The organism is Arcticibacter sp. (assembly GCF_053551015.1).
In genome coordinates this window covers 219,727-237,047 of sequence record NZ_JBMQOB010000016.1, presented here as the reverse complement: position 1 = coordinate 237,047, position 17,321 = coordinate 219,727, and the positions used below count along the sequence as shown (strand labels likewise).

General features: G+C 45.6%; 19 protein-coding genes and 1 tRNA gene. 6 read left to right on the top strand and 14 right to left on the bottom strand.

Annotated features, from left to right (window positions below):
* Window positions 1–24 precede the first annotated feature (24 nt).
* Window positions 25–1,359, top strand: coding sequence for a hypothetical protein (locus tag ACO1NU_RS10960; RefSeq protein ID WP_448818518.1), 1,335 nt, complete (start codon window positions 25–27; stop codon window positions 1,357–1,359).
* 98 nt (window positions 1,360–1,457) lie between these two features.
* Entirely contained in the window at window positions 1,458–2,069 is a 612-nt protein-coding gene (locus ACO1NU_RS10955) for a YceI family protein (protein WP_448818517.1), read from the top strand.
* A gap of 4 nt (window positions 2,070–2,073) precedes the next feature.
* Here the strand turns inward: ACO1NU_RS10955 and ACO1NU_RS10950 are convergent, their stop codons facing one another.
* Window positions 2,074–2,481, bottom strand: a complete 408-nt coding sequence (locus ACO1NU_RS10950) for a hypothetical protein (RefSeq protein WP_448818516.1) — start codon at window positions 2,479–2,481, stop codon at window positions 2,074–2,076.
* A 108-nt stretch (window positions 2,482–2,589) separates the two neighbouring features.
* Here ACO1NU_RS10950 and ACO1NU_RS10945 point away from each other — a divergent pair, with 108 nt between their 5' ends.
* Window positions 2,590–3,045: a hypothetical protein gene (locus ACO1NU_RS10945; RefSeq protein WP_448818515.1), complete on the top strand. Its 456-nt coding sequence runs from the start codon at window positions 2,590–2,592 to the stop codon at window positions 3,043–3,045.
* Here ACO1NU_RS10945 and ACO1NU_RS10940 read toward each other — a convergent pair.
* The gene (locus ACO1NU_RS10940; protein ID WP_448818514.1) at window positions 3,025–3,666 is read right to left on the bottom strand and encodes a hypothetical protein; all 642 of its coding nucleotides are present in this window, start codon (window positions 3,664–3,666) and stop codon (window positions 3,025–3,027) included. The two genes, ACO1NU_RS10945 and ACO1NU_RS10940, sit on opposite strands and share 21 nt — an antisense overlap.
* A 106-nt stretch (window positions 3,667–3,772) precedes the next feature.
* Between ACO1NU_RS10940 and ACO1NU_RS10935 the strand changes: the two genes are divergently transcribed.
* Both ACO1NU_RS10935 and mscL read left to right on the top strand, forming a co-directional pair.
* Window positions 3,773–4,975, top strand: coding sequence for a DEAD/DEAH box helicase (locus ACO1NU_RS10935; protein ID WP_448818513.1), 1,203 nt, complete (start codon window positions 3,773–3,775; stop codon window positions 4,973–4,975).
* A gap of 74 nt (window positions 4,976–5,049) precedes the next feature.
* Window positions 5,050–5,463 (top strand): large-conductance mechanosensitive channel protein MscL, encoded by a 414-nt coding sequence (gene mscL, locus ACO1NU_RS10930; protein ID WP_448818512.1) that lies wholly within the window; start codon window positions 5,050–5,052, stop codon window positions 5,461–5,463.
* 4 nt (window positions 5,464–5,467) lie between these two features.
* Here the strand turns inward: mscL and ACO1NU_RS10925 are convergent, their stop codons facing one another.
* The 9 genes from ACO1NU_RS10925 to ACO1NU_RS10885 all read right to left on the bottom strand — a co-directional run bounded on the left by ACO1NU_RS10925 (window position 5,468) and on the right by ACO1NU_RS10885 (window position 14,041).
* On the bottom strand, window positions 5,468–5,749 hold the full coding sequence (locus ACO1NU_RS10925) for a hypothetical protein (RefSeq protein ID WP_448818511.1): 282 nt from the start codon (window positions 5,747–5,749) through the stop codon (window positions 5,468–5,470).
* A 64-nt stretch (window positions 5,750–5,813) separates the two neighbouring features.
* Window positions 5,814–6,209, bottom strand: coding sequence for a LiaF transmembrane domain-containing protein (locus ACO1NU_RS10920; RefSeq protein ID WP_448818510.1), 396 nt, complete (start codon window positions 6,207–6,209; stop codon window positions 5,814–5,816).
* A gap of 543 nt (window positions 6,210–6,752) precedes the next feature.
* Window positions 6,753–7,166, bottom strand: coding sequence for an OsmC family protein (locus tag ACO1NU_RS10915; RefSeq protein WP_448818509.1), 414 nt, complete (start codon window positions 7,164–7,166; stop codon window positions 6,753–6,755).
* Window positions 7,167–7,594: 428 nt separating this feature from the next.
* Entirely contained in the window at window positions 7,595–8,023 is a 429-nt protein-coding gene (locus ACO1NU_RS10910) for a DUF2147 domain-containing protein (RefSeq protein ID WP_448818508.1), read from the bottom strand.
* Window positions 8,024–8,123: 100 nt separating this feature from the next.
* Window positions 8,124–9,221 carry a glycoside hydrolase family 43 protein gene (locus tag ACO1NU_RS10905; RefSeq protein WP_448818507.1) on the bottom strand — a complete coding sequence of 366 codons (1,098 nt, stop codon included), beginning with the start codon at window positions 9,219–9,221 and terminating at the stop codon, window positions 8,124–8,126.
* A 194-nt stretch (window positions 9,222–9,415) separates the two neighbouring features.
* On the bottom strand, window positions 9,416–11,572 hold the full coding sequence (locus tag ACO1NU_RS10900) for an alpha-glucuronidase family glycosyl hydrolase (RefSeq protein ID WP_448818506.1): 2,157 nt from the start codon (window positions 11,570–11,572) through the stop codon (window positions 9,416–9,418).
* A gap of 16 nt (window positions 11,573–11,588) precedes the next feature.
* Window positions 11,589–12,620, bottom strand: coding sequence for a LacI family DNA-binding transcriptional regulator (locus tag ACO1NU_RS10895; protein WP_448818505.1), 1,032 nt, complete (start codon window positions 12,618–12,620; stop codon window positions 11,589–11,591).
* Window positions 12,621–12,819: 199 nt separating this feature from the next.
* Window positions 12,820–13,611, bottom strand: a complete 792-nt coding sequence (locus tag ACO1NU_RS10890; RefSeq protein WP_448818504.1) for a TIGR00266 family protein — start codon at window positions 13,609–13,611, stop codon at window positions 12,820–12,822.
* A gap of 130 nt (window positions 13,612–13,741) precedes the next feature.
* Window positions 13,742–14,041 carry a hypothetical protein gene (locus ACO1NU_RS10885; protein ID WP_448818503.1) on the bottom strand — a complete coding sequence of 100 codons (300 nt, stop codon included), beginning with the start codon at window positions 14,039–14,041 and terminating at the stop codon, window positions 13,742–13,744.
* A gap of 125 nt (window positions 14,042–14,166) precedes the next feature.
* Between ACO1NU_RS10885 and ACO1NU_RS10880 the strand changes: the two genes are divergently transcribed.
* Window positions 14,167–14,721 (top strand): DUF1003 domain-containing protein, encoded by a 555-nt coding sequence (locus ACO1NU_RS10880; RefSeq protein WP_448818502.1) that lies wholly within the window; start codon window positions 14,167–14,169, stop codon window positions 14,719–14,721.
* Window positions 14,722–15,090: 369 nt separating this feature from the next.
* Here the strand turns inward: ACO1NU_RS10880 and ACO1NU_RS10875 are convergent.
* The 3 genes from ACO1NU_RS10875 to ACO1NU_RS10865 all read right to left on the bottom strand — a co-directional run bounded on the left by ACO1NU_RS10875 (window position 15,091) and on the right by ACO1NU_RS10865 (window position 17,245).
* A tRNA-Asp gene (locus ACO1NU_RS10875) sits at window positions 15,091–15,164 on the bottom strand.
* A 114-nt stretch (window positions 15,165–15,278) separates the two neighbouring features.
* Window positions 15,279–16,352, bottom strand: a complete 1,074-nt coding sequence (prfA, locus tag ACO1NU_RS10870) for a peptide chain release factor 1 (RefSeq protein ID WP_448818501.1) — start codon at window positions 16,350–16,352, stop codon at window positions 15,279–15,281.
* Window positions 16,353–16,489: 137 nt separating this feature from the next.
* A complete protein-coding gene (locus ACO1NU_RS10865) occupies window positions 16,490–17,245 on the bottom strand; it encodes a UDP-2,3-diacylglucosamine diphosphatase (RefSeq protein ID WP_448818500.1) in 756 nt (251 codons plus the stop codon).
* Window positions 17,246–17,321: the final 76 nt, after the last annotated feature.

Genomic DNA, 17,321 nt, shown 5'->3' with positions numbered 1-17,321 from the left:
ACATACACGATTAAACACCATACAATGAAAACGAATTTACTAACAATCGGAAAAAGAGCAGCACTAGCAGCATTACTAATAAGCCCTGCATTTGTGAGTGCCCAGGATAGAAACTGGACAAACATGAGAGCTTACGATCAGAGCGGCATCAATGTATTCGAAGCACCAAAAGACACTCTAACAGAATTCGACGGACTAAAAGTTAAATTTGGAGCAGGCTTTACTCAGTCTTTCCAGGGCCTGAAACACGAAAACGCAAAAGGCGGACTGTATAAAATGAGCCCGGGATTTAACACAGCTAACGCGAACCTCTTCATGGACGTTCAGTTGGCTGACGGTATCCGCTTAAACCTGACCAGTTACCTATCTTCACGTCACCACAATGAAACATGGGTAAAAGGTGGTTACATCCAGTTTGATAAACTTCCGTTTAAAGGACAGATCTGGGATGATATCATGAAGGTAACAACCATCAAGATCGGTCATACTGAAATCAACTACGGCGATCAGCACTTCCGCAGATCTGACGGTGGACAAACACTTTACAATCCATTCGTTGAGAACTACATCATGGACGCTTTTGCAACTGAGATCGGTGGTGAAGTTTACGTAAGACAAGGTGGTGCATTCGGAATGCTGGGTGTATCAAACGGTCTGATTAAAGGTAATATTGACAGCGTAACTGTAGGAAAAGATGCACAGGGCAATATCATTGACGATAACCTGCACAAATCTCCTTCTATCTACGGTAAAATCGGTTACGATGCTCAGGTTGATGAAAACGTTCGTATCCGTGTAGCAGGTTCATTCTACCACAACAACAGTGCTGGTAACAACGGAAACACACTTTATGGTGGTGACCGTACAGGATCTAACTACTTCATGGTAATGGAACAAGCAATGGTTAACGGAGCAGCTCCAACTTACGCTTCAGCAGCGTTCTCTGGGCGCTTCAACCCTGGTTTCACCAAAAAGATCGACGCTTTCCAGTTCAACGGATTTGTTAAGACTTACGGTCTGGAAGTATTCGGAACTTATGAATTGGCAAAAGGCAGAAGCAAAACAGAAGCTGACAGCAGAGATGCTAAACAGTTCGCTATCGAAGGTGTTTATAGATTCGGACAGAAAGAAAATGTATTCATCGGCGCACGCTACAACACAGTAACTTCAGAAGTGGTTGGTAGCCCTGAAGATATCAAGATCGACCGTGCTTCTTTCGCAGCTGGTTGGTTCCTTACCAAAAATGTACTTCTTAAAGGTGAGTACGTAAACCAGAAATACAAAGACTTCGCTGTAACTGATTACAGAAACGGTGGTAAGTTCAACGGCTACGTCATCCAGGCAGTTGTCGGATTCTAAATAAAGGTTCAAATTATTTGAAACCGGAAAGTCAGGTTGAATCTATTCAACCTGACTTTTTTACTATAATTGCATGTCGTCTGTCTTAGAGAAAGCATATGAAATGCCTGATTAAATACTGTTTTATCCTTTCATCGTTCCTGATATGCAGCTTTTCGCTCTATAAGGCAGCTCCCGCACCTATTCGTTGGGTAGTCATGAAAGGGGGGTCTTTAAAGGTTAAGGGATCAACAAACATCAATACCTTTGCCTGTGAAATCACCGGTTACAGTAATCCTGATACCATTCTTGTGTATAAAAGCCCGGTACAGGAAGGTAATATTCCCCTGCAGGGCAAACTGGGACTAAGTGTAAAGCTTTTTGATTGCCACCATGCTGTGATGACAGCCGACTTACGTAAAACACTAAAAGCAAAAGAATTCCCTCAGATGAAGATCAATTTTGTTAATCTCGAGAGGTTTCCTGCGCTGAGTGGAAAAGAGAGCAAGGTAAGAGGTGTGGTAGATATCGAGCTCGCCGGCAAAGTAAAGCGTTTTACCGTCAACTATACGTTCAGGCTCGACAACCAGCGCAACATCCAGCTCCTGGGTGAACGCACGGTCAATTTCTCTGATTTTGGATTAACGCCTCCACGAAAGCTGGGGGGAATGATTCAGACAGACAATGAGCTGAATGTCGAGTTCAACCTAACACTGAGGCCTTTCAACTAAGTCACTAAGGGTTGAGTTTAGCCAATATAATCCCGGCCACCGTGGCCTGGAGCAGACCATAGACAAACCAGCTGCCGACCATGATCACTGTAATATCCATCGCACTGAAGGTGATCCACATAACCGGCAAAAGAGCGACTAACCCATAGACAAGGCCAAATTCAATTCCCCTTAGAATAAAATTACCTTCAAACAAGCCTTTAAACCGGTCCCAGAACCAAGACAAAGCCATGCTGATAATAAACGCATGCAGATAGAAAAGAACGTCCCGGCTCCCATCAGAATTAAACAAAGGATTATTATAGTCCAGAAACAACTCAGGGAAGAATCTGATAGAAAGGAATAGCCCCCCATAGCTGATGACAAACAAGATAATTCCAACCAACAACCCGTTTAAAGCGACTCTTTTCATGTAAAGTTTAGTTATTCTCAAGGTCAGCAAGTTAAATGACTTGCATCATTTTTACCAGGCAAAAATAACCGCAATTTTATACTTATCATCAATTAAATAATTAATATTATGATAACGGAAACATTATTGCCTACTGAAGCCGATTCTAATATTCAAAGCCTCTATCTGTCCTCAAAAAATTGGCTGTCATATATTGATTTTTTTGAGGATGAGGTCAAGTTCCTGAAGAAGTTAATGATGAAATTTTTCATGGATGATCTGAATGATGACCGCATTAATAAGGTCCAAATGATCAACTGCAGCATCAACAGCCTTGACCGCAAGAAGAACTCGGTACTGAGCAAGATCTTCTGCCATCAGACGCATCTCAAAGCCACGATCGAAGAAATGATGAGCCTGAGTGAAAGCTACCTGACTGTTCAGCATGAAGCAATTCAGGAAGATGTGAAGGCCCTACAGGATGCACTCGACGAAATCAAATCCGACCTTTACGTGGTTACTGAAGCACAGATCAAGCACTCGCGCTGGGAACATCCTGATCTGCTAACTTCCAGGGCTCTGTAAGCTAGTTGTATCGCTCTCTCTCGCCTTTTCCAAAACTGCCAGCTTGATATTTTTGGCCGCTATATAGTCGTCGAGGGTCTTATTAATGGTGTACTTGAAACTATAGGGAAACTTACAAGCCTTTTTATCAAGAGGTTTCTTGTAGGTGTCGGTAATGGTGTAGAGCGAATCTACGAGTAAAAAATCCTGATTGTAATAACCGATACTGTTTTCCATGGCGGCACCGTGGGTACAGCCGTTGTTAAGAAAATTGTTCTGCCGCTGAAAGGCAAACAACTTTCCATTTTCATCGAAATAGCTCTTGTACGCTATAAACCATTCGCTGGAGGCATTATAGGGCATTTCAGAAATGAATACGATCCGCCCGGTAGTATCCCTGAGCAAATTGTATGTCGTCTCAATGTTACGTGGATATCTTCTGTTTTCGACCAATTGAAGTTCGCGGTTGCCTTTTACCTTAACCAGCACATGGAGCGTACTGTCTGACATCATATTGTCAATATCAACTTTCCTCACAGAAAGTTCCTTGATTGCCTCATCCTCATCCTTGCTGTGCTGAGAACTGGAGCAAGAAACCTGAAAAACTGAGAGCATTGCCAGGCCTATCAAAAAGTGTTTCATCTTAAACGTGCGTTTAAGAGCTCAAGTTAGCGCTTTCCCCCGTACTTATCAAAGTATAAATTGTTGAAAATTATCTTTAACTTGGCAATGAATAATAAAACATATATTGACTTTCCACGATTTTAATTTCGAAGAGCAACTGCTTGACGGCATTCTAAGTATGGGCTATAAAGAGCCCACCCCTATTCAGCAGCAAACAATCCCCTTAATCATTCAAGGAAAAGATCTTATTGCCTGCGCCCAGACAGGTACGGGTAAGACAGCGTCTTATTTGCTGCCTGTATTGAACAGCATATCAAAAACGGATAAAAAGCATACTCATACACTTATCCTGGCGCCTACACGGGAGTTGGCTCAACAAATCGACCAACAGGTAGAAGGATTGGGGTACTTCACGGGCATAAGCTCCGTTGCTGTGTACGGTGGCGGCGACGGGATTGTATACAGCCAGCAGCAACGTGCCTTAAAAGATGGGGTAGATATTGTCATTGCGACTCCAGGCAGACTGATTGCCCACCTGAACTCCGGTACATTCAAAGCTGAGCACCTGGAGTGCCTGATCTTGGATGAGGCTGACCGCATGATGGACATGGGTTTCCTGGAAGACATTATGCGCATCATCAGCTTTCTTCCTAAAAAAAGGCAAACTGTGATGTTCTCGGCTACCATGCCGCCAAAAATCAGGAAGTTGGCTACTTCCATCCTCAACAATCCGGAACAGATTACGATGGCAGTTTCGCAACCTGCAGCTGGTATTGATCAGCAGATTTACAAGGTGGACGACAGTCAGAAGATCCCTCTGATTACCCTGCTCCTTCAGAAAAACGAGTACCAGAGCGTAATCATCTTTGCTTCAACAAAAGAAAAGGTAAAAGCGTTATACAAATCACTAAAGGCCATCCACATACAGGCTAAGCCCTTCCACTCTGATCTCGAACAGTCTGAGCGCGAGGAGATCATGCTTTCCTTCCGTAACCGAAAACTAAGAGTTCTGATCGGTACGGATGTGATATCACGCGGTATTGATGTTGAAGGCATCAGCTTGGTGCTGAACTTTGACGTGCCAGGGGATGCGGAAGACTATATCCACCGCGTTGGCCGTACAGCGAGGGCCGAGACAACCGGAACAGCGATTACCTTTGTCAACGAAAAAGACCAGAGAAAACTTGCTAACATAGAGGCTCTCATCGGCAGACCAATACCACATACTCCTCTTCCTCCTGAAATCGGAGAAGAGCCTGTATTTAAAACAACAAGCCCGGGAACTCAGAAGAGGAAAAAAAAGAAGTTCGTTAAGCGTACGCATTAATTACATAAGCCGAACCTGGCATTTCGTAGCGAGTACATTGAATAAATTAATTACGGACCTTAAAATTTGGAAAAATGAGTATTGTTAAAGAGTTCAAAGAATTTGCAGTTAAAGGTAATGTGATCGATCTCGCAGTCGGGGTGATCATCGGAGCAGCTTTTGGAAAGATCGTCACCTCCCTGGTAGACGACATCATTATGCCTCCAATCGGTTATCTAACCGGTGGCATTGACTTTGGGGATAAAGTGCTGGTGCTAAAAGAAGGAGATGCTGCCAATAAGATTGCGGCGGTATCCATTAAGTACGGGCAGTTCTTAAATACCCTAATTCAGTTTCTGATTGTTGCATTCTGTATTTTCCTCATCGTAAAAGCTATAAATACGATGAAGAGAAAAGAAGAGGTCGCACCGTCTGTGCCTACCCCCCCGAGTAAGGAGGAGATTCTACTTACTCAGATTCGCGATATTCTAAAAGAAAAAAACGGGTAGTGGCTTAATAAGCAAATACCCAATTCAATTTCGTTTGCAGGCCCGGTGCTGAAACCGGCCTGTATCTCTTCGTTTGCTTTCTTAAGGATTGTACCTGGACAACCGGACGCGCAAACAAGCTGTCGAGCACGATCTTATTCAAATTCATCTCTGGCTTGGTAAAAGCGGGGCTGATTGTTACATATTCCACCGTTGCAAGAGGCTTCCTGGTGCTTTTGGCGCCTTTCTCGGCTGCATGGATGTGGAACGAAACAAGAAGAAGTATAAGGGTAAAAAGTTTATTCATATTTTTTCTGATGGCCGCAAAGGTAATCAGAAAGTACCTGTAAAATATCCAGGAAATGTAAGATTTAGCCCTGAACACCTGTGTCGTTGGCCTGGCGATGACCAAATCCTGAGTGTGTACCCATACAACATTTCCCGCCTTTCCCAAACATCAGGTAAAAACCGAGAGCCAGAAGCATAGCAGGAAAGATTAGCTGTCCGCTGAATATCTCCGGGTTAATCTCTCCAGCCAGGAACGCCAGACCTAAAAAAAGGCAGATATAGGCACCAGGCTTCCTGAATCTATGGTTAATACCGATGACCAAACCGATCACCACTAATATCATTGGCCAGCTAATCAACCAATCGGGAACAAAGTCAATCCCACCTAATGTCCGGATTAACATGACCACGCCGAATAAAATAAATAAAACGCCGGCTACCATTCCCGACCCTGATCTACGCTTTGCTTGATTTTCCATAATACAGCTCTTTAATTGTTTTGATGACTCAAAGGTAGGTACTGCTATGATCCAACTCAATGGAGAATAGGTCAAGTCTTCTGAATACTCGGTAAACGGGGGTATTTTGGAGGCGAAAAAAGGGGACGGAGAGCCCAATAAAGAGAGGTGTAATGGATAAAGTGCTGCCAGCCCGCTCCATCCGGTCTTTTAGAGGAACTACCCTCAATCAAACCTTGCTTCAGACCGGCCTAGCACGTCTGGAGTACAACCTGAGGATAACAAGAGACCAAGGAGCCACCAACTTCGATGTAGAGCCACAGTGCAGGCACCGTGCAGCCACGTTGAGTCCACCTTTTCGCTATAAAAGGTGGACTCAACGTGGCTGCACGGTAGCTAGAATATGGCTGCACCCCCCAGATGACTACATACTGGTCCATAGAAAAGCAGGACTTGTACTCCTGATTTTCACCACCATTGGAGGAGGAATATAGATTTAGCTCAAACGGGTAGGTATTCAAGTACCGCATGAGCCAGAAGCTGTTTTTTGGTGAATTGCCGGCTTTAGCTCAGCAGCTTAGCTTCCGATGAGATTTCGGTGTTCAGTAATTTGCTGATCGGGCAATTTTCTTCGGCATCCTTAACCGCAGCCTGGAAATCTTCTGAAGAAATTTCAGGAACCTTTCCTTCGACGATCAGGTGCGATTTCGTTACCGCACCATTTTCAAAGGTGATATTGCAACGGGTGCTCAGCTGCTCTGCCGTAAAGCCCTTTTCGTTGAGGACGAAGCTCAGTTTCATGGTGAAACAGCCCGCATGTGCCGCAGCGATCAATTCTTCGGGATTCGTTCCGATTCCTTCTTCAAAACGGGAGGTAAAAGAATATTGGGTATTGTCGAGTACCGTACTCTGCGTGGTCAGGTTTCCATTTCCGTCCTTACCTGAGCCGTTCCAGACAGCTGTTGCGTTTCTTATCATGATTTTTTGTTTATGTATTTAATTAACGGTTATATGCGCCCTTGGTTTGCCCGGCAAGGGTCGCCTTACACTAATTTAAATAATTGCTGCTCAGAAAACGTCATAAACAAGAAGAAAGGATGTTGATAAAATTTTAATTTGGGGATTATTGAAAATGTTCAATTTACCAAGTTAGCAACCGGGAACGTTGTTAATTGCAATATATATAAAAATAAAAAAGTCAGTTTAAAATATTTGTAACAAAAGACATCCTACACTATCTTTGTATCAAGCAAAACGAAATAAATGCTTAACACTGTAGAGTGGTGAAACAGGAGAAATCCTGAAGGTTCGACTCCTTCTCTTACAGCTCCTTTCAATAATTTAGGTTTATAATTGGTTAGTTTGAGCTCTCGCCCATCGAGAGCTTTATTTTTTTCTAAGATTTTCTAAATCCTCAGCATGGTTTCGGTCTTTCCGATAAAACTAAACCCAAGATATCCCCTGATCGAGAGCTTCCCATCTCCAGACAAAGACAATTTACAATCGTAGCTTTTACCTGTTCTCGGATCGTAGATCTTTCCACCAGTCCATATACCGTTCTGATAATGAAATCCTTGCAGGATCTCCAATCCTTCCAACGCGCGTTCACGTTTTTCGGGTGCGGGATTTTTCTTGTCTTTCCGGACATTTCCGTTCTCGTCATAAGGATCTTTGAGCCAGTAAAGCTTCCCAAAGAACTTCTCTCCCTTTTTGTAGATCATCACCTTAGCCTCTCCCTTGTGATCACTCCACTTTCCTACAATACCATCTTCATCACCGGCCAACATGCGCAAGGGCAACTGCACCAGCATTAACAGAACTAATATTCTCTTCATAGCAAGTACTTTTTCCTGTAAATACAGACTTTGATGACATTTGTTTAACTACAGGCAATAAACCTTAACCTTCACAAGAAAATCTACAAGTACCGTCCGATTACTTCTCCATCGGTTCGATTAGCTGAATAGAACCATCCGCCTTGTGTTTCAGTTCGGTAACCTTCATGTTCCGGAGCCACGTTTTACCAGAAAGCTGGGTATCATGGTAGAAAAGATACCATTTCCCTTTCGACTCGACTATAGAATGGTGACTCGTCCATCCTTTCACAGGATTCATAAATGTCCCCTGATAGGTGAAGGGGCCAGTAGGGCTATCGCCTGTTGCATAAGCCAGAAAATGCGTATCTCCTGTTGAGTATGTGAAATAATACTTTCCATCGTATTTATGCAGCCAGGCCGCTTCAAAAAAGCGACGGTCATGATCACTCGCCAGAATTGCTTTTCCCTCTTTGTCGATAATCTGCACATCCTGAACCGGACCGTCAAAACGGAGCATATCCGTACTCATCCTGGCGATCTTTGGAGCCAGCGCAGGCGCATTTTTATCCTCAGGGTCAGCGTCGGGAGCCTTGGCATCGTACTTTCCATCCTTCCAGCGCTGCAACTGTCCGCCCGAAAGTCCACCAAAATACATGTACGAGCTTCCGTCATCGTCCGTAAACACTGCAGGATCGATACTATAACTTCCTTCAATTGGCTTTGACTCTGCTTTGAAAGGACCCGATGGCGTTTTCGAGCTCGCTACCCCGATACGGAATATACCATCGCGACCTTTGGCCGGAAAATACAGATAATAAGTCCCGTTCTTATATGCCGCATCGGGAGCCCAAAGCTGCCGCTCTGCCCAGGGTACATCTTCGACAGTCAGGGCCACGCCATGATCGGTTACCTTTCCGTTAACGCTGTCCATAGAGAACACATGGTAGTCTCGCATGGCGAAATGGTCACCTTCCGCGTTTTGAGGGGTTCCCGCATCCACATCATGTGACGGATAAACGTAAATTCGTCCATCGAATACGTGAGCGGAAGGATCTGCAGTGTACATATTTCGGACCAGCGGCTGCGATAAATATTTGGCAGAGTCAGCTTGGTCTGCATGCTGTCGATCAGCTGTAGATGGACTACTATTCTGACACCCGGCCATAAATGCCAGGAAGCTCGTCAGGAGGAAAGTGCATTCTATTTTACTTTTCATTTGGCAAATCATATTTAATCACGGTCAGCTGTAAAAAAATTCATTCAGAAGGCTCGAAAATCTCTTTCACTATCTCTTTAAACAACGATCGGCTGCTGTAACATACCCGGATGGCCGTTTCCCATTCCGGGTATGCCACAACGCGATTTGTCCCTTACCACGTGGAACATTTGTGCTGAAATAAGGTATTCGCCTTAAATTCCCGGAACAAAGTGGAAATTTTTGGTCTCGTAAAACTGCAGCGATTCTTTCGGCGGAGTTACGCCGGCAGGAAAAGGCAGGCCAGACCGCGACTGGAAATAAGCCAGACAAGCATCATGCCACCACCAGGCTTCATCCTTTTGAATCCTGAGGAGCATGCTCACTTGCTTATGACGCTCCTTGTCCACGTAAGAAGAGAGAGCATCCCAGCCCTTGATCATCGGATCCATTGATTCGGCACCCATCTGGTAACGTCTGCATAATTCATCCCAGAGCGTCTGTCCCGTCTTCATCTTGTGAGTCCACGGCAGACGATGGAACCAGAGGAGGTATTCCGGCGGACAGGTTTTTAAACTACCGTAGAACTTAGCCACCTGAGGGCTGTATTGCGACAGGGCATTACTTCCACTGGCCGAGCGATCAAAGCCGATCGCCTTTTCATCAGCCTGATGGTAGTAGACCGAAGTCCAGTCAGCTCTTGGTTTATCCTTGATCCAGGGACCAGGACCGTAATGATGATCCCAGCCCATGATATGATGCAAGCCCAGCGGGGTCATATAATTCACCAGGTTTTCCCGCGATTTCATCATCATCTCCCTCAGGGAAGCCTGAAATTCGGTAACATTCGAAAAGGTCATTCCGGTCCATTCGTTCGCAATATCTTCAGCAGCGAGCTGATGGTTCCATGCCAGGCGGCCGAAAGCGTACCAGTTCGACTGCCCAAATAGATGTCCCGTCCAGTTCAGGTCATCCCCAATGTTCGCCACGCCTGCAATTCCCGAGATAGTATGCTTATCCAGGCTGCCATCGATCACCTTTGCCACCGTAGAACCCTTACCTTTCGTGTAGGTGTCGGCGTCAAGCACTTCCTTATACAAAGGTGCCTGATACACCAGGTGAGTAGCCTGACCAAGGTACTCCTGTGTGATCTGAAATTCCATCATCAGCGGCGTCTTGGGCATCGCACCAAACAGGGGTGAAAAAGGTTCCCTTGGCTGAAAATCGATCGGTCCGTTCTTCACCTGCACCAGTACATTCTTCCGGAACTGGCCATCAAGAGGTTTAAATTCATTATAAGCCTGTTTGAAACGATCCTCCGGCTGCTCATGACTGTAAACAAAAGCCCGCCACATCACAATACCGTTGTGGGGAGCCAATGCATCGGCCAGGAGGTTCGCGCCATCCGCGTGTGAGCGACCGTAGTTCTGGGGTCCCGGCTGCCCTTCTGAATTCGCTTTCACGAGGAAGCCGCCGAAATCCGGTATATACCTGTAAATCTCATCTGCCTTGTCTTTCCACCATTTCTTTACGCTCTCATCCAGAGGATCGGCTGTTTTTAGCTTCCCAATCTCGATGGGTGAACTGAACCGGGCGGTGAGATAGACACGGATCCCGTATGGACGCAGCGCATCTGCGATAGCCGCAACTTTCGGAAGGTACTCTTCCGTCAGAATCAGGGAGTTTGCATTTACATTGGTGAGCACTGTGCCATTGATGCCGACGGAGGCATTCGCACGTGCGTAATCGATATACCGCTGCTGCACATAGCCCGGCAGCAGGTGCCAGTTCCACAAAGAGAAGCCGGCATAGCCACGCTCCACCGTACGGTCCAGATTATCCCAATGGTTCAGTACGCGATGTTTCAGCAAAGGTTTTTCAGTGATGCTGAGTTTTACCAGGGGCTTGTGTGTCTGCACGAGCCTCAGCAAGTGGAAAGAGCCATACAAAACACCAATGTCAGTATTCGCGGCGATAACAGTGATGGGCTTACCCTGGTGAACCAGTGAGGTGATTAAATAGCCTTCGTCTCCCACAGCAGTCAGGCGAGCTCCGAGACCCAGGTCCTTGATAATAACAGAGGAGGCAGGAGTGCCCGCGATAAGCGATCCCGCTTCGAAATTGGCTGTACCTGCCGGCACCACCGCTTTATCCAGCAAGCCGGAGAGTCCCATAGCGAGTTCTTCGGATGCAGCCTTGAGAGTTGCTGATACCGTGTCAATGTGAATACCCCTCAGACTACTCTGGTACTGCTTCCGCAGACCCTCGTCACTGATCGGATCATAGCGCATCCATAAGCGGTATCCGCTTTCAGCGAAAGCATGACTCAGCGTTATAAAAAAGAGGACTAATGCAAATGTTACTTTCTTCATGTGTATTATAATTGGCTTATTTGCCTTCCCTGCGGGAAGAATTTCTTATGATCAGTTCTGATTCCAGAACAATGGTTTCAACAGCGCTCGTTGCTCCAGCAGGACGCAAACGGTTTATCAGGCTCCGGGCAACCACTTCGCCCATTTCCTGCCCCGGATAGTTAACGGTTGACAAGGGCGGCTCCGTAATACGGGAGGTGGCATCATTATTAAATCCAACAATGGCAATATCTTCCGGAATACGCAGTCCCGCCTGTCTTAAGGTCTTCAAACATATTGCCGCACAAAAATCGTTGGAAACAAACAGGCCGTCGGGCAATACATTCATCTTCAGGATGCGGTTCATTACCTTCATGGTGGAAATCTCGGTGAGGTCGGTTTCATAAACCATCTCTTCATCAAACACCAGGCTGTGGTCCTCCAGCGCCCTGCGATAGCCGTCCCTCCGGTCGGCGTACACGTCACGCGTGGTATTTCCGGTAATATGAACGATCCGGCGGCAGCCCTCCCCGATCAGGTGAGCAGTAGCCTCGTAGCCTGCCTTTAGGTTATCGATCACCACATTTGTATATTCATCCCCTGCAACACCCCTGTCTGCAAAGAGTAGCGGAATATGGTGCTTCAGGAAGGGTTGAAAATGATTGATATCGCTGGTGTTTGCTGCCAGGGTCACGATCAAACCGTCTACCCGGTTGTGCAACATCGTTTTTGCGTATTCTGCCTCTTTATCCTGCGACTCGAGAGACTGGCTGATGAGCATGTTATAGCCGGCCCCCTGCAACTCCTTTTCTATCCCCGCCAGCATAGCCGAGATGAAATAACTATTCAGTCGCGGAACAATAACGCCAATGGTATTTGTTTTCTGAGCGCGAAGATTTCTTGCGAAAGTATTGAAGCGATACCCCATCTCGTTAGCGGTATCGAAGATCCGCTTCTTCGTCATTGCATTTATCGCAGCGTGATTCTGTAGCCCCCGGCTGATCGTTGACGGTGACAAACTTAGTTTCTCGGCGATATCATAAATGGTGACTACTTTTTCCTGGCTCATAAGCTGGTTAGGCTAAGTGCCGCAAAGTAGCAAATAAAACAATATCATGCAATCGGTTGCAATTGAATTGTTACGTAGAAAGTCCTAATGATTCGAAATTCAGGAGAAGCAGATCTGAATAATGGTAAAAGCGTATCCTTCAGCGGACTGGATACGAGGAACGTGTGCAGTGCGTTTGGCACTGCACACAGATAGTTATTTATCTTCCGTCTCCATCGAGAAGGTTCCCGAGTCCGCCCAGGATACTTCCCTCCTCTTTACGTCCGGAGTTCGCAAACTGCATGATGCGACCTGCCAGGCGGCTGATCGGGAGTGTCTGGATCCATACCTTGCCAGGCCCCCTCAATGTAGCGAAGAAGACACCTTCACCACCGAATACAGTGTTGCGAATGCCGCCTACGAACTGTATATCGTAGCTCACGCCTGAGGTAAAGCCGACAAGACAGCCTGTATCCACCTTCAGCAGTTCGCCAGGCTGGAGTACCCGCTCGAGCACGTGTCCTCCCGCATGCATAAATGCCATGCCATCACCTTCTATTCGCTGCATGATAAAGCCTTCGCCCCCAAAGAGTCCCGTGCCCAGACGGCGTTGAAATTCAATACCAACACTCACGCCCTTAGCTGCACAGAGAAACGCATCTTTCTGGCAGATAATGCGACCGCCGAGCTGATAGAGATCAAGAGGAATGATCTTGCCGGGGTACGGAGAGGCGAAACTCACCCGCTTCTTGCCATAGGCAGCGTTAGTAAAGGCTGTCATAAATAGGTTCTCGCCGGTAAGAAGACGCTTTCCGGCACTGAACAGCTTCCCCATGAGACCTCCCGATTGCTGACTGCCGTCTCCGAAGATGGTCTGCATCTGAATTCCTTCATCCATCATCATAAAGGCTCCAGGCTCTGCTATGGCGGTCTCGTTCGGGTCGAGTTCTACTTCGACATATTGCATTTCTTCACCATAAATATGGTAGTCTATTTCGTGATTGCTGATCATGTTGAGTTTTGGTTTATCAGGGATTAAAATACGAATTTCTGTATCAGATTTGAAAAATCCGCATCGTTCTGCGCCGAATAATGCATTACGTATCTCAATCTGATGTCGCGCTACCTTCTGCTCCTGCTGCTCACCCTATAAAGTTGAGCGTAATCAGCAGGATGACAATCAGAATTCCAGCGAGGGAAAGAACAAACAAATAGTCTGCAATGGTCTCTAGTCTTCGTTCCCTTTCAGGATTGGAGGTTCGTATTGATGCGAATGAGAGAAGACAGGAACAGGTCAGAAATATGGCAATCACGGAAGTGAATTCATCGATCAGATGTGTCTCAGTGAGGTTTGCTATATGCAGGGAAGTGATTACAAAAAGGCAGAACCCGAGCAGATTGGCGGCAGTATTAAGAATATGCGGAGACGTGGTATTTGGCATGTGGAATCTATTTTAACACGGCGGATAATGGATAAAACCTACTTGAAATTACACTTATAATCAGGGAATAACAACTTGATTATTATCTTGAATCCAGTAAATTAGACCATACTAACATCATTAATATGAATGAAGATAACCAGTCAGGTACGATGACCGAAAAGAGCCGTGAAAATATGAAAAGGTTGCACGACATAGTTCAAAAAACTATGGAGGAGGAACAGTTGATTGTCAACAATCTCCTGCACCCGCCTCAGGAAGTGCTGTCAAGAGGACAACAGATATCCGATAAAGTCGCCCGATTCGGTGGAAGCTGGAAGTTTATCATCCTGTTCTCGCTCTTCATGACGGCCTGGATCCTCTATAATACGCTGGTCCCCGCTAAGGCAGAGTTCGACCCCTACCCTTTTATCCTGATGAACCTACTACTTTCATCTATTGCGGCCCTACAGGCACCCATTATTATGATGAGCCAGAACAGACAGGAAGAAAAGGACCGGATGCGCAGTGAGAATGATTACCTGATCAACCTCAAAGCAGAACTGGAAATCAGGAGCCTCCATCAGAAATTAGATTTGTTGGTAGAAGACCAGATCAGAGAACTTTATGAAGCCCAGGTCGCGCAGGTGAATCTGATCAGAGAACTTTATGAAAAATTGGAGAAGCTGGAGGCGAAATAATAGGTGTTTTGAAAGCTTCCTACGAAGAAGATAAAACCAGAAGCATCAACAAAGCGGTCTTTGTATATCTCCATCACGTCTGTCAGGGAGATCTGACAAGCCTTTTCGATGGACGGCCCAACACATAGCCTTTACGTTTGCTATGGCTTATGTTCATTCATCCACTAGAGCGGCGGTTAGTCATGCGTGCAAGAACCATAGGGGAGGAAAATGTTTTACTTGCACCTAGAACTTAAGAAGGTTTTCTTTATTCAAAGACGTTAGATGTGCGTAGGGGATAAAAAATTGAGATCCGGGAAGCGGAGGAAATATAAGGGCATAAAAAAAGGAGGCTTAAAACCTCCTTTTTTACTTTGACTTGCTTTTCAGCGGTCCGGACGGGACTCGAACCCGCGACCCCATGCGTGACAGGCATGTATTCTAACCAGCTGAACTACCGGACCGTGTTTCCCGTTTGGGTGTGCAAATATAGCTCGAATCTTTAACTTTACAACACAAATTTAAGATTATTTACAATTACACTGATAATCAGGGAAATAATTTTCAAATTAATTTTATCAGGCAATTGAACCCTCTTTCATCTTTTCTGCATTCTCTGCAAATTGCAGTGCATCGATGATTTCCTGGATATCGCCGTCCATAATTGCAGTAAGATTGTACATGGTCAATCCAATACGATGTTCGGTAACTCTCCCCTGAGGATAATTATAGGTCCTGATCTTTGCAGATCTGTCTCCGGTAGAAACCATAGTCTTTCTCTTAGCAGCGATATCACCGGTTTGTTTTTGTACCTCCAGGTCATACAATCTGCTACGAAGCATTTCCATAGCACGTTCGCGGTTACCGAGCTGCGAGCGCTCAATCTGACAAACAACCACCATGCCGGTAGGCTTGTGGGTAAGCTGAACCTTTGTTTCCACCTTATTCACGTTCTGACCACCTGCACCACCTGAACGCGATGTTTGCATTTCTACATCAGCCGGGTTCAAATAGAAGTCAACTTCTTCTACTTCGGGCAGAACAGCAACTGAAGCCGCAGAAGTATGCACCCTGCCTTGTGTCTCCGTGTCGGGAACGCGTTGAACGCGGTGTACTCCTGATTCGTATTTAAGCTGCCCGTATACATCCTCACCTGTAACCTTCAAGATAACCTCCTTATAGCCTCCTGCTGTCCCCTCAGTAACATCCATCGTCTCTACACGCCAGCCTTTCTTTTCAAAGAAGCGGGTGTACATCCTGTATAAGTCCCCTGCGAAAAGAGCCGCTTCATCACCACCGGTACCACCTCTGATTTCAATAACTGCATTCTTGGCATCTTCCGGATCCTTAGGAATAAGCATCAGGCGGATCTGGCTTTCCATCTCTTCTTTTTTAACAAGCAGTTCATCAAGCTCCATCTTGGCCATCTCACGAAGCTCCTCATCTTTTTCTGTCGCTAAAATTTCGCGGTTTGCATCGATGTTCGATACAACATTCTTGTACACTTTATATTCGTCAACGATCTTTCCGAGATCTTTGTAATCTTTATTCAGCTGAGCATAACGTTTCATGTCGCTCATGGTTGACGGGTCACTCAATTCCCGTTCTACTTCTTCCCAGCGAAGTTTGATGGCTTCTAATTTGTCTAGCATGATCTAATTTAAAAAACAGCATCATTTCTAAGTAAATAGCTGCTGTATACTGTATATGATAAACAACGGGACAAGGCGTCCTGTGTTTAATTTCCAAAAATAAGGCTTTTTAGGTAAAAAAATAAGATGGCACCAGATTATGACTTCTTTTCGAAGTAACAGAGGGAAAGATCATTACCGTCGAACACCGCATAGGTGTTGTAGTTGATCCACTCCCCGAGATTTACATAGCGGCTCGACGGACTCAATGTAATATCCAGGGGCAGATGCCGGTGACCGAACACGAAGTAGTCGTAATGGGTATTCTGAAGCACCTCTTTACTGTATTGTACCAACCACTCATGCTGCACCTCAAGAAAAGTCTCCTTTTTTGCGCCTGCAATACGACTGTGACCCGACCAGGCTCTGGCTATACCTATCCCTAAGTTGGGGTGAACCCTCGCAAACAACCACTGGCAAATACTGCTCCGGAAGATTCGCTTGAGGATCTTGTATTTGCCGTCCCCGGGGCCAAGGCCATCCCCATGATGAATATAGAAACGCTTGTCATTTCGCTTAAGGACCATTTCGTCCGACACAATTGTAACACCGACCTCTTCTTTAAGATAGCCGAACATCCACATATCGTGATTGCCTTTGAACATCGTTATCTTGATGCCCAGATCTGAAAGTTCAGCAAGTTTACCTAGAAAGCGGACATAGCCTCTGGGCACCGCGTGTTTGTATTCAAACCAGAAATCGAAAATATCTCCTACAAGATATAATTCTGATGCGTCGTGTTTAATAAAATCAAGCCAGCGGACTATCCTATCTTCTCTTTCTCTGCTTTGTGCATAATTGGCGGTTCCTAGGTGAAAATCGGAGGCAAAGTAGATTTTATTGCGTAGAGCCATGGGATAAAGGTAGTATTATGGCAAATAAGATCAATAGTTTAATAAAAAGACTATTTCATACATTTGACGTTATAGT